Genomic DNA, 11,798 nt, shown 5'->3' with positions numbered 1-11,798 from the left:
TCTTAAAAAAATACCAGAACAAAAAAGGAATTTTAACATGAGCATTCAAACCACTCAGCATTCGATTAAACGTTGGCATAGCATGTTAGACACGCGTGACATGTCTATACTCAATGAATTATTGGCAGAGGACATTGTGTTCCGCTCGCCGGTTGCATTTAATCCTTATTCAGGCAAGCAAGTGGTCTTTTTTATTTTAAGCAATGTGATTCAAATCTTTGAAAATTTCACTTATCACCGTGAGTTTTATAGTGAAGATGGTCTAAATGTCGTGCTGGAGTTTTCAGCCAATATTGGTGAGAAAAAACTCAAGGGCATTGACATGATTCGTTTCAATGAACAGGGTCAAATGGTCGACTTTGAAGTGATGATTCGCCCGAAAAGTGGTTTAGAAGCTTTGGCGGCGTTAATGGGGCAACGAATGTCACAAGCACCGCAGATTTAGGTTTAAGATATGGGCTGAGTAAGAATCAATGTGTGGTCAAGGAATGACTTTTGTAGATGAAATCAATACGATATTCCAAGGTTTAAGATGATGAAATTTGTGGTAAATAAGCTCAATCATTTTGTTCAAGAAATTATTGATCAAGTGACTGGCGCAGAAAAACCTGTACTTTATTACGATGCACAGGGACCGACTCAGCAGATTTTAAAGCAGCTTCCTCAGCTCTACCAAAAATACCGACCTACACCGTGGTTATCCAATAATCATGTGCATTTGCTTTATTTTGATTTAATTCGTAAACGTAGCATCAAACTTAATTATAGCAAAGTCAATCAATTGACCATGTCCGATGGTGGAATTACGGCGGTGGTTTGGTTTGGCTATGATTTACCTATGGACACCCCCACGATTGTGCTTATGCATACCATCACAGGTTCACCTGAGAGTATGCGTGAATTGGTCAAAGATCTGCATGAATATACGGGTTGGCGTATTGCGCTGTGTATCCGCCGTGGACATGCCAAGTTACCCATGCCTATACCGAAAATGAATTTATTTGGATCAACTGAAGATTTGAAAGAGCAAATTCAATTTATTCAAACTGAATTTCCTCAGTCAGGTTTGTATGGGGTGGGCACTTCGGCAGGAACGGGACTGTTGGTGCGTTATTTAGGAGAAGAGGGGGATCAAACCCCACTTAAGGCTGCATTTGCTTTATGCCCTGGATATAACACCGAGCTTGGCTTTAAAAATGTTCACCCTTTTTATAGTAAATTGATGACTAAAAAACTGTTTAATAAATTTATTAAGCCTTATTCTGAAACGTGGCAAAAAACCAATACGCTCTCACAAGTACTCATGTCAAAAAATTTATTTGAGTTTGAGCAGACTTATTTTGAAATGGCTGGTTTCGCAGATTATGCAACTTATAGCCAAGCAACCAATCCAATTTATGTATTTGAAAATGTCAAAATTCCCCTCATGATTTTAAATGCAGAGGACGATCCCATCTGTAGTATTAAAAATTTAGATCCTTATAAGGCTGTGATTCAACATATGCCCAATATCATTGTGGTTACCACGAAAAAGGGCAGTCACTGTGGGTATTATGAGGGTTTAAAAGTACAGTCTTGGTCTTCGAAACTCATTGCAGACTTTTTGCAACAGTTCTAATACCAGTTGGGCTAGCATTGTTTAAAATTCAGTGCATTATTTAAGCTGATAAAAAACAATCAATCCCAATGATACCGTGTTAAATCGAGCTGCTTGATCCATGTTGATCGCTGCTGTCTTGTGCTTGGTGAGTCATGCTTGAATTTTCTCTGGTCATGGTCATGAGGCAAAATAAAACAAAGGATCGAGTCGTTAAGAGGGTTTCACAGCTTGGTCATGATTTCGTCACGATTGCTTCATAAATATTCAGCACACTGTGTGAATAAAATAAAGTCATTTTCGAGAATGAAATGCAAAAAACAAAAATCGCGTTAGTGGTAAGCTGTTTGATGGGTATGACTGTATTACAAGGATGTAATGATGATGACGATAATGATCACGATACACCACCACCTGCTGCGACAACCCTAAAGGGGGCTCAGGCGACAGTTGCCTTGCTTGAAACAAGCGATTTACACAGCAATATTTTAAGTTACGATTATTTTAAGCTTGCAGAAGACAAGTCGATTGGTTTAGAGCGAACAGCCAGTTTGATTGCACACGCTCGCAAGCAATTTACCAACAATATCTTGCTCGACAATGGCGATACCATTCAAGGCTCTGCTTTGGCAGATTTTCAAGCGACGGTCAATCCAATCCAATGTAATCAGACTTTAGCTATTTATAAAATCATGAATTTGTTGAAATTTGACGGTAGTGGGATTGGTAATCACGAATTTAATTATGGTTTGCCTTTTTTAAATCAAGTCACCAATCACAAATTTGACGTCGATGGTGTGAACAGTCCTGCATCTCAACCGAACTGTTCTGGACCTCAATTTCCTCAAGTGTTAGCCAATGTTTATAGTGCTAAAACCAAGCAACCGCTTTTTAAGCCATATAAAATTATCGATAAACAAATTACTGCAACCACACCTGATGGCAAGATGGTGACCTCCACCATTAAAATCGGCATTATTGGTTTTACCCCGCCACAAATTTTAAATTGGGATAAGCGTTGGTTGGAAGGCAAAGTCTATACTGTGGGTGCCAAAGAAGCTGCTGAACAATATATTCCAAAAATGAAAGCAGAAGGTGCGGATATTGTGGTGGTGATTTCTCATGGTGGTTTAGACAACCGTGAGTATTCTCCTAGCATGGAAAATGGCAGTTATCATTTGTCTAAAGTCAAAGATGTCGATGCCATGCTGATCGGTCATTCGCATGACACTTTTCCCAATAAAGACAGTACTTCAGCTCAGTTTAATATAGCTGGGGTGGATAAAGTCAAAGGGACGGTCAATGGGATTCCGACGGTGATGAGTAGTTTTTGGGGTAAAGTATTAGGTGTTATTCAACTTAATGTCACCTATGATGGTAAAAAATGGGTGGTGGATAAAACCAAAACGGTCGTTGAAGCAAGAAGTACACAGAATGCTGATAAAAGTTTTATTGAGGTCGATCCAAGCATTGCCAAAGCCATTGAAACAGAACATCAAGACACCATCAAATATGTTAAAACACCGATTGGTGCAACCGACTTTAATATGAGCAGTTATTTTGCCGATGTCGGTGACCCCACGGCTATTGAAATCGTTAACCAAGCACAAACCGCTTATGTTACTCACTATGTCAAAGCCAATTTACCTCAGTATGCTCAATTACCGATACTCTCAGTAAGTGCACCTTTTAAGAGTGGTTTTGCAGGCGGCGCTGACTATACAGATGTCAACGCAGGGAATGTTGCAATTAACAATGCGGCAGATTTATATCTTTTTCCAAACACTGTGTATGCAGTCAAAGTGGCAGGTTCTGATCTTAAAAATTGGTTAGAAACTGCAGCAAAACGATTTAATCAAATCGACCCCAATAAAACTACAGCACAAAATTTAATTAGTACATTTCCTGGGTATAACTTCGATATGTTTACCAGTGCTGATTTGAGTTATGAAATTGATGTGACTCAAGCGGTGAATAATCGGATTAAAAATCTGAAATATAAGGGTACTGCTATCAACCCGACGCAGGAATTTATTGTGGCGACCAACAACTATCGTGCGAGTGGTGGTGGTAACTTCCCTGGTTTAGATGGAACAAAAACCATTTATGCTGCCCCAGACGCCAATCGTGATGCCTTGATCAGTTATATCAAAAACATTAAGAATATGACACGTGTCAATAATGGCAGTCATCGTAGTTGGACCTTTAGTCCAGTAACGACTGCAGGGGCTGTCATATTTACTTCAGCGCAAAACAAACTTGCGCATGCTCAAGCTGCTGGTCTTAACAATATTTCGCTCTATCAAGCCGATGACGGTTCAGGCAAAGGCTTAGCGATTTATAAAATTGATTTAGCGAAAGCCAATTAACATGACTACGAGCATCCGCCCCCTGTATCGCTATATGCTCTTGATATTAAGTGGGGCGTGTATATGCTGGATGCTGTGGCACATTGATCGTCCCAACAGCTTACATCCTGCTGAAATTGACCAGTTGCTCATGCAAGCCACTTTTGCTCAAGATTTGAAATCTTTAACTGTATTAAAACGTGCTGCAGAAGCTGGGCAAGTGGAAGCACAACTGGCTTTGGCTAAAATCTATGTATTTAAGCAACAGTCTCAGCAGGCGATCTTATGGTTAATGCAAGCAGAAGAGCAGGGTAACCATGAAGCGGCAACAGTCCTAGGAAAGCTATATTTTCAAGGCGATGCAAAAACACCGCAAAATTATCGCGCTGCCAAGCATTGGTTTGAGCAAGCACAGCTACAGCATGATCCTGTCGCAGCCTATTATTTGGGTTTGATCTATAAAAATGGCTATGGAACAAAAATTCAACATAAACAGGCCGTGCATTATTTTCAACTGGCGGCGCAGGATCAGATTCCAAGTGCTATGTATATGTTAGCCAACGCTTATCAATTTGGAGATGGTGTGAACGTTGATTTAAGGCAGGCCTTGTTTTGGTATAAAGCAGCAGCAGACCTTGAGCTGCCAGAGGCAATTCAAGAGCTTGCGCAAATTTACCGATACGGCAATGCAGAGATTCAAGCAGATACAATCGCCTATCAAAAACACGTCTTGGAAATAGGACATTCTCTTAAACATCCTGCGTTGGTACCTTAACGCTGGCGAATCAAAAGCAGCACTCAAAAAATATCAAAATCAAACGAATACAACACAACAAGATAAAAGTTTGACATTGAAGCTAAATCAAAATCAGTCAATCGGCTGATTTTGATTTAGCTTGGCGCCGTGTTAAATGATTATTCTAAAGCAGGTGTTGCCGCAGCAATAGCCGCAGCGACAGCGTCTTCTTCACTTTTTAAACTAGAAGAAGATGCTTGAGCTTGTGGCGCTGGTTTTTCTACAGCTGGTTTAGCTGCGACTGCTTTAGGTGCTTCTGGCTTGGCTGTTTCAGCTTTAGGTGTTTCAGATTTAACAGCCGTTGCTTGAACTTCTTCAGCAGACACATCACGATATTCACGGCGAATCGTTGCTGAGGTATGATTGGTTTCCTGATGGTCAATTTCTACACGCGTCGGAATTTCAGTGGTTTCCACAGGTTCAGGTGCGATTTGAATTTCAGGTTGAGCAGTCTCTTGCTGGGTCGTTTCAACAGTTGAACCTTGCTCTTCTTCCTTTGGCGCTTCTTTTTTTACACATGCTGTTAGGACTAAGACTGCTACAAGTGCAGCACCCACTAAAAGTTTCTTATTCATAATTGCTCAAAACAAACTTGATATATTGATGAGCATAGTATAACAGCAAATTCACAGATAAAAATCACCCCAAGTTTGCTTAAATCTTCATTGGAAATGGTGATAGAATAACCAATTGTTTATTGTTCTTTGAATTGATGCGGATTGACTTTGCTTTATAGGTACAAGGTAAAGTAAAATTGCGCAACATTGCAGGCCGATTTAGGCTCGATTGTACGAGAAACCCAATGACCCATTTTATTTTCGTGACTGGTGGTGTAGTTTCATCACTAGGTAAAGGTATTTCAGCTGCTTCAGTTGCTGCACTTTTAGAAGCCCGTGGTTTAAAAGTGACCATGGTCAAAATGGATCCATACATTAATGTCGATCCAGGGACGATGAGCCCGTTCCAACATGGAGAGGTTTTTGTCACTGAAGATGGTGCTGAAACCGATTTAGACTTGGGTTATTACGAACGTTTCTTACGTCGTGCGAAAATGACCAAGCTGAATAACTTTACTTCAGGTCGTGTTTATCAAGATGTTCTCAATAAAGAACGTCGTGGTGACTATCTTGGCGGTACAGTACAAGTTATTCCACATATTACGGATAATATCAAAGAACGTGTTCTTCGCGCAGGCGAAGGCTATGACGTTGCCATCGTTGAAATTGGTGGAACAGTAGGTGACATTGAATCTCTCCCATTCATGGAATCTGTACGTCAACTGATGGTTGAACTTGGTCACAAACGGACCATGCTCATGCATTTAACTTTGCTTCCATACATTAAATCTGCTGCTGAATTAAAAACCAAACCTACCCAGCACTCTGTAAAAGAGCTGTTGTCGATTGGTATTCAGCCAGATATTTTGATCTGTCGTACAGAATATGATGTAGATGCAGACACCAAACGTAAAATCGCGTTGTTTACTAACGTTCAAGCGCGTGCGGTGGTGGTATGTAAAGATGCAAAATCGATCTACCAAATTCCACGTACGTTCTATGAGCAAGACGTTGATGATCTCATCTGTGAACGCTTTGGTTATAACTTGCCAGAAGCAGATTTAACCGATTGGGATAATGTGGTTGAAGCATTTTTCAATCCAGAATATACCGTTCGTGTTGCAATGGTGGGTAAATACGTTGAACTTCCAGATGCATATAAGTCTGTAAACGAAGCGTTACTTCATGCCGGCATTAAAAACCGTGTGAAAGTGCAGATCGACTATGTCAATGCTGAAGAACTTGAAAGCCAAGATGTAAGCGATGTATTGAAAGATGCTGATGCGATCTTAGTGCCGGGCGGTTTTGGCGAACGTGGTACTGAAGGCAAAATGCAAGCGATTCAATTCGCACGTGAAAATGGCGTTCCATTCTTGGGTATTTGCTTAGGTATGCAGCTTGCTGTGATCGAATATGCGCGTAATGTTGCTGGAATTAGTGATGCAACCTCGACTGAATTTAACCGTTCGACTAAATCTCCAATCATTGGTTTAATTACTGAATGGTTAGATGAGCGCGGCGAAGTTCAACAGCGTTCAGTTGAATCTGATCTTGGCGGCACCATGCGTTTAGGGGCTCAAAAATCAGAATTGGTTGAAGGCACGAAGACACGTGAAGTTTACGGTTCAGCAGACATTGTAGAACGTCATCGTCACCGTTACGAGATGAACAACCGTTTCATTCCTGTTGTAGAGCAAGCAGGGATGAAGATTTCAGGTTATTCCCCAGTGCAACATTTAGTTGAAACTGTTGAAATTCCTCAACATCCTTGGTTTATTGCTGTACAATTCCATCCAGAATTTACAAGTTCACCACGTGATGGGCATCCATTATTTGCTAGCTTTATTGATGCTGCGAAAAAGCAGTACCAAAAAGTGAAATAATGCTGGGTTCAGAATAAACTAGGAAGTTTGAATGTCACCATTAAAACCACAAGAGATTGTACGTTTAGGCGATATACAGATGGCAAATCATTTGCCATTTGTATTGTTCGGCGGCATGAATGTACTTGAGTCTAAAGATTTAGCGTTTGAAATTGCTGAAACTTATGTGGATATCTGCACACGTTTAGGTATCCCATATGTATTTAAAGCAAGTTTTGATAAAGCCAATCGTTCGAGCCTGACCTCATTTCGAGGCCCAGGTCTAGAAAAAGGACTTGAGTGGCTCGCGGACATTAAAAAACACTTTAATGTACCGGTCATTACCGATGTACATGAGCCGTATCAAGCGGCAGAAGTGGCAGAAGTGGCTGACATTATTCAGCTTCCTGCATTTTTAAGTCGTCAGACTGATTTGGTCGAGGCGATGGCAAAAACCAATGCTATTATCAACATCAAAAAAGCTCAGTTCCTTGCACCGCATGAAATGCGCCACATTCTAAATAAATGTTTAGAAGCAGGGAATGACAAGCTGATTTTATGTGAACGTGGTTCAGCATTTGGTTATAACAATTTGGTTGTAGACATGCTGGGCTTTGATCATATGAAAGAGATGAATGTGCCTGTGTTCTTTGATGTGACCCATGCGCTACAAACCCCGGGTGGTCGAAGTGACTCTGCGGGTGGTCGTCGCGCACAAATTACCACTTTGGCACGGGCAGGTATGGCAACAGGTTTAGCTGGTTTATTCCTAGAGGCACATCCAGATCCTGAACAGGCAAAATGTGATGGTCCATGCGCACTGCGTATGTCACAGCTTGAGCCTTTCTTGGCACAATTAAAAGAATTGGATACTTTAGTCAAAGGATTCAAAAAATTAGATACTCATTGATGCTGGTTAAAGCATCTCGTTATTCAATCAACTGAGGAATTGTTCATGAGTCAAATCGTTGACATTCGTGCACGTGAAATTTTGGACTCTCGTGGTAACCCAACCATCGAAGCAGACGTGATCTTAGCATCTGGTATCGTTGGTCGTGCATGTGCACCATCTGGTGCTTCAACTGGTTCTCGTGAAGCTTTAGAACTTCGTGATGGCGACAAAGCACGTTATTTAGGTAAAGGCGTTAAAACTGCGGTGAATAACGTCAATACTTTAATCCGTGATGCTTTAATTGGTAAGTCAGTATTTGAGCAAAAAGACATCGATAACACGATGATCGCGCTTGATGGCACTGAAAACAAAGAAAAATTAGGTGCGAATGCAACTTTAGCGGTATCGCTTGCTGCTGCACGTGCTGCTGCTGATGAAAAGAAAACTCCACTTTTCCAATACATCGCAGATCTTCGCGGTCAGTCAATCTTGACGATGCCTGTACCCATGATGAACATCATCAATGGTGGCTCACACGCAGACAACAACGTCGATATTCAAGAGTTTATGATTGAGCCGGTTGGCTTCACTTCATTCTCTGAAGCTTTACGTGCGGGCGCTGAAATTTTCCATTCTTTAAAATCAGTATTAAACAAAAAAGGTTTGAACACTGCTGTTGGTGATGAAGGTGGTTTTGCACCAAACCTTCGTTCTAACGAAGAAGCGATTACAGTGATTCTTGAAGCGATTGGTCAAACGGGCTACAAAGCAGGTTCTGACATTATGCTTGCGCTTGACTGTGCATCTTCAGAATTCTACAAAAATGGTCAGTACATTCTTGCAGGTGAAGGCAACAAAGCATTCACAAGCAACCAGTTCTCTGATTACCTTGCTGGTCTTGTAAGCCAGTACCCAATTATCTCAATTGAAGATGGTTTGGACGAGTCGGATTGGGAAGGTTGGTCTTACTTGACTTCAATTCTTGGCGATAAAATCCAATTGGTGGGTGATGATTTATTTGTGACCAATCCTAAGATTTTACAACGTGGTATCAATGAGAAAGTCGGTAACTCAATCCTGATCAAATACAACCAAATCGGTACCTTGACTGAAACGTTAGATGCAATCTATCTTGCCAAAGCAAATGGTTACTCTACCGTGATTTCTCACCGTTCTGGCGAAACTGAAGATTCAACGATTGCTGACTTAGCAGTAGGTACGGCAGCGGGTCAAATCAAGACCGGTTCACTTTGTCGTTCTGACCGTGTAGCGAAATATAACCAATTACTTCGTATTGAAGAATTGACCAACGCTGCATATCGCGGTAAAGCTGAATTCAAAGGTTTGAACTAAGCTTAAATGGCTATGCTAGAAGTATTTAAAACAACTTCGAGTAAAGTGATCTTGGTGGTTGCAGTGTTAATCATTGCAATCCTCCAATTTCGCTTTTTGTTTGGTGAGGGTGGTTATTTCCCTCATCAGGCTTTACTTCAGCAAATTCAACAACAGTCTGACATTAATGATGAGCTCAAAGAGCGCAATCGTATTTTAGCTGCTGAAGTTTATGACCTTAAGAGTGGTGTCGAAGCCATCGAAGAACATGCTCGTTTAGACTTGGGTCTGATCAAGCCGCATGAAACATTTGTTCAAATGAGTACCATTAGCAGCAATTATAAGCCCATTTATATTGATCCAAATGCCAAAATAGACTTAAGAACCAATGAAGTTGATGACCTTGAACCTGAACAACCGTAAATTATGGGCCATTATTCCTGCGGCAGGTTCTGGGCGACGTTTCTCTCAACATGAATTAAAACAATATCAATTGATCCAAGATTTAACTGTGCTTGAACACACTGTTGCTCGACTCAATCAATTGCCTTTGGTAGGCTATGTCTTGGCCATCTCTAAAGATGATCATTTTGCCAAAACGCTTAATTTCTCTGCACTACATAAAGCTCATTTTTGTTTCGGTGGTGCTGAACGTGTTGACTCCGTACTGAATGCGTTAAACTATTTGGTTGAGATCGCAGATCCAGAAGATTGGGTCTTTGTACATGATGCAGCACGTCCATGTGTAAGTATCGAGTGCTTAACCGCTTTGGTTGAAGCTGCCGTACAGAATAAATGTAGTGCTATTTTAGCCACGCCTGTACGTGATACTTTAAAGCGTGTTGAACAGGATCAGCAGATTGCTCAAACGGTCAGTCGTGACCATCTTTGGCAAGCGCAAACGCCACAAATTTCAACCTTGAATACTTTAAAACGTTCCATTGAAACAGCATTGCAAAATGATATCAATATTACCGATGAAGCCAGTGCCTTAGAATATATTGGTGAAACTGTGAAAGTAGTCGCAGGGCGTTCTGATAATATCAAAATCACTTATGCAGAAGATTTGGATTTAGCGCGCTTAATCATTCAATCGCAACGTTTATAGTTTTATAACCAAAAATATTAAAAAAATATGAGAACCAGAAACATTCAAAAGGCATTTAGGCTTTAATTTAATCTGTTTACTGTTGCTCAATAAAGTATCAATCATCTCAAAGTAATATTTTGATGTGCATGCATCATTTTTTGTTCTGCTTTAACTCAACTGATTTTTTATATAGCTTTAAATTTTTAATATTCAATGTCACTTGAAAGCTTGATTGTTTGGGTCTATTTTGAAGATAAGTCATCTGCTTCAATACACAGTAATTCTGCATTGAAGCGCCCCTAAAAAACTAATGTAAAAAGCGTAAAACTCAAAACAGTATAGCTGCAATCTTATTTTAGGATACAATGATAAAAAATTAATTTGTTCAAGATCATGCCTAAAGTATATTCAGTGGATTTACGTGAAAAAGTCATGCAGTTTTATGAAGAAAATAATCACAAATCATATACATGTAAAACCTTTAAAATATCTAGAACCACTTTGGATGATTGGATTCTTCTTCAAAACACCACTGGAGAATTGAAACAGCCTAAAATCAATGCAGGTCGACCCACTAAAATCAAGGATATGGATGCTTTCAAACACTTTATTGAAACTACTGAATTTTCTCAAGTGAAAGATCTCATCCCTTTATTTGAACAAAAGTTTGGGTATCCAATCCTTTACTCAACCCTGTTAAAAGCCATTCATAGACTTGGTTGGACACGTAAAAAAAGAGTTTTCTCTATAAGCAAGCCGACAAAATAACAAGGGCTGTATTCAACTGGTTTCTTCCGCAATGGAAAGAGGCGTTTGGGGAAGATCAGATTCTTTATATTGATGAGTCTGGGATAAACACCACAGATACAGCGCAATATGGTTGGTCTAAACTAGGCAGTCGTTGCGCTGCTTTAAAATTGGGTGGTCATGGTAAAAGATTAAGTATCATCAGTGCTGTGAGGTCTAATTCAGCGTATCAGTTCCTTTACCCTTTGATTTTTCAAGGTTCATGCGATCGAGCAATGTTCACGGGATGGTTGAGATATCTACTTGAAAATTTAACCAAAGATAATCAAGATAAGACCAAAAGACATCTGCTGATTCTAGATAACGCTTCGATTCATAAGAACGGAGATATCAAAAAACTAGCCAAAGACTTTAACTGTAGAATCATGTACTTGCCTGCTTACAGTCCAGATTTAAATCCAATTGAAAAAGCATGGTCAGTGCTAAAATCCAAAGTTAAAAGTATCGCTGTCCGTTTTGACAAAAACATAGAAGAAGCGCTCGATTTAGGCTTGAAGGCAATGTAGCTTAAAATTTA

Annotated in this window: 12 protein-coding genes; 11 read left to right on the top strand and 1 reads right to left on the bottom strand. The window is 40.2% G+C overall.

Features of this window, described 5'->3' with window-relative positions; translation table 11 throughout:
• The first annotated feature begins 37 nt into the window (after positions 1 to 37).
• The 4 genes from AMD27_RS09175 to AMD27_RS09160 all read left to right on the top strand — a co-directional run bounded on the left by AMD27_RS09175 (position 38) and on the right by AMD27_RS09160 (position 4,720).
• Positions 38 to 445, top strand: a complete 408-nt coding sequence (locus AMD27_RS09175) for a nuclear transport factor 2 family protein (protein ID WP_067659357.1) — start codon at positions 38 to 40, stop codon at positions 443 to 445.
• 87 nt (positions 446 to 532) lie between these two features.
• Complete coding sequence (locus AMD27_RS09170; protein WP_067659354.1) at positions 533 to 1,618, top strand: YheT family hydrolase; 1,086 nt, start codon at positions 533 to 535, stop codon at positions 1,616 to 1,618.
• Positions 1,619 to 1,908: 290 nt separating this feature from the next.
• Positions 1,909 to 3,966: a bifunctional 2',3'-cyclic-nucleotide 2'-phosphodiesterase/3'-nucleotidase gene (locus tag AMD27_RS09165; RefSeq protein WP_067659351.1), complete on the top strand. Its 2,058-nt coding sequence runs from the start codon at positions 1,909 to 1,911 to the stop codon at positions 3,964 to 3,966.
• Between the two features lies 1 nt (position 3,967).
• Positions 3,968 to 4,720, top strand: a complete 753-nt coding sequence (locus AMD27_RS09160; protein ID WP_081405956.1) for a tetratricopeptide repeat protein — start codon at positions 3,968 to 3,970, stop codon at positions 4,718 to 4,720.
• A gap of 140 nt (positions 4,721 to 4,860) precedes the next feature.
• Here AMD27_RS09160 and AMD27_RS09155 read toward each other — a convergent pair whose 3' ends face one another.
• Entirely contained in the window at positions 4,861 to 5,316 is a 456-nt protein-coding gene (locus AMD27_RS09155) for a hypothetical protein (protein WP_067659345.1), read from the bottom strand.
• Positions 5,317 to 5,543: 227 nt separating this feature from the next.
• Between AMD27_RS09155 and AMD27_RS09150 the strand changes: the two genes are divergently transcribed.
• The 7 genes from AMD27_RS09150 to AMD27_RS18145 all read left to right on the top strand — a co-directional run bounded on the left by AMD27_RS09150 (position 5,544) and on the right by AMD27_RS18145 (position 11,787).
• On the top strand, positions 5,544 to 7,181 hold the full coding sequence (locus tag AMD27_RS09150; protein WP_067659342.1) for a CTP synthase: 1,638 nt from the start codon (positions 5,544 to 5,546) through the stop codon (positions 7,179 to 7,181).
• A gap of 31 nt (positions 7,182 to 7,212) precedes the next feature.
• Positions 7,213 to 8,070: a 3-deoxy-8-phosphooctulonate synthase gene (gene kdsA, locus AMD27_RS09145; RefSeq protein WP_067659339.1), complete on the top strand. Its 858-nt coding sequence runs from the start codon at positions 7,213 to 7,215 to the stop codon at positions 8,068 to 8,070.
• Between the two features lie 45 nt (positions 8,071 to 8,115).
• On the top strand, positions 8,116 to 9,405 hold the full coding sequence (gene eno, locus AMD27_RS09140; protein WP_067659336.1) for a phosphopyruvate hydratase: 1,290 nt from the start codon (positions 8,116 to 8,118) through the stop codon (positions 9,403 to 9,405).
• Positions 9,406 to 9,417: 12 nt separating this feature from the next.
• Complete coding sequence (locus AMD27_RS09135) at positions 9,418 to 9,807, top strand: septum formation initiator family protein (protein WP_067662930.1); 390 nt, start codon at positions 9,418 to 9,420, stop codon at positions 9,805 to 9,807.
• Positions 9,773 to 10,492, top strand: a complete 720-nt coding sequence (ispD, locus tag AMD27_RS09130; protein WP_067659332.1) for a 2-C-methyl-D-erythritol 4-phosphate cytidylyltransferase — start codon at positions 9,773 to 9,775, stop codon at positions 10,490 to 10,492. Before AMD27_RS09135 ends, ispD begins: the two co-directional genes overlap by 35 nt.
• 375 nt (positions 10,493 to 10,867) lie before the next feature.
• A complete protein-coding gene (locus tag AMD27_RS09125; RefSeq protein WP_067655598.1) occupies positions 10,868 to 11,242 on the top strand; it encodes an IS630 transposase-related protein in 375 nt (124 codons plus the stop codon).
• A complete protein-coding gene (locus AMD27_RS18145) occupies positions 11,239 to 11,787 on the top strand; it encodes an IS630 family transposase (protein ID WP_081405914.1) in 549 nt (182 codons plus the stop codon). Before AMD27_RS09125 ends, AMD27_RS18145 begins: the two co-directional genes overlap by 4 nt.
• The last annotated feature ends 11 nt before the right edge of the window (positions 11,788 to 11,798 follow it).

The organism is Acinetobacter sp. TGL-Y2, from assembly GCF_001612555.1.
Taxonomy (GTDB): domain Bacteria; phylum Pseudomonadota; class Gammaproteobacteria; order Pseudomonadales; family Moraxellaceae; genus Acinetobacter.
The sequence above is the reverse complement of the archived record's forward strand: the minus strand, read 5'-3'. Positions and strand labels throughout refer to the sequence as shown.

Bases quoted from the DNA above. Each gene is read 5' to 3' on its own strand.
- AMD27_RS09175 (WP_067659357.1), top strand. From the start codon at position 38: ATGAGCATTCAAACCACTCAGCATTCGATTAAACGTTGGCATAGCATG.
- AMD27_RS09170 (WP_067659354.1), top strand. From the start codon at position 533: ATGATGAAATTTGTGGTAAATAAGCTCAATCATTTTGTTCAAGAAATT.
- AMD27_RS09165 (WP_067659351.1), top strand. From the start codon at position 1,909: ATGCAAAAAACAAAAATCGCGTTAGTGGTAAGCTGTTTGATGGGTATG.
- AMD27_RS09160 (WP_081405956.1), top strand. From the start codon at position 3,968: ATGACTACGAGCATCCGCCCCCTGTATCGCTATATGCTCTTGATATTA.
- AMD27_RS09155 (WP_067659345.1), bottom strand. From the start codon at position 5,316: ATGAATAAGAAACTTTTAGTGGGTGCTGCACTTGTAGCAGTCTTAGTC.
- AMD27_RS09150 (WP_067659342.1), top strand. From the start codon at position 5,544: ATGACCCATTTTATTTTCGTGACTGGTGGTGTAGTTTCATCACTAGGT.
- kdsA (WP_067659339.1), top strand. From the start codon at position 7,213: ATGTCACCATTAAAACCACAAGAGATTGTACGTTTAGGCGATATACAG.
- eno (WP_067659336.1), top strand. From the start codon at position 8,116: ATGAGTCAAATCGTTGACATTCGTGCACGTGAAATTTTGGACTCTCGT.
- AMD27_RS09135 (WP_067662930.1), top strand. From the start codon at position 9,418: ATGCTAGAAGTATTTAAAACAACTTCGAGTAAAGTGATCTTGGTGGTT.
- ispD (WP_067659332.1), top strand. From the start codon at position 9,773: ATGAAGTTGATGACCTTGAACCTGAACAACCGTAAATTATGGGCCATT.
- AMD27_RS09125 (WP_067655598.1), top strand. From the start codon at position 10,868: ATGCCTAAAGTATATTCAGTGGATTTACGTGAAAAAGTCATGCAGTTT.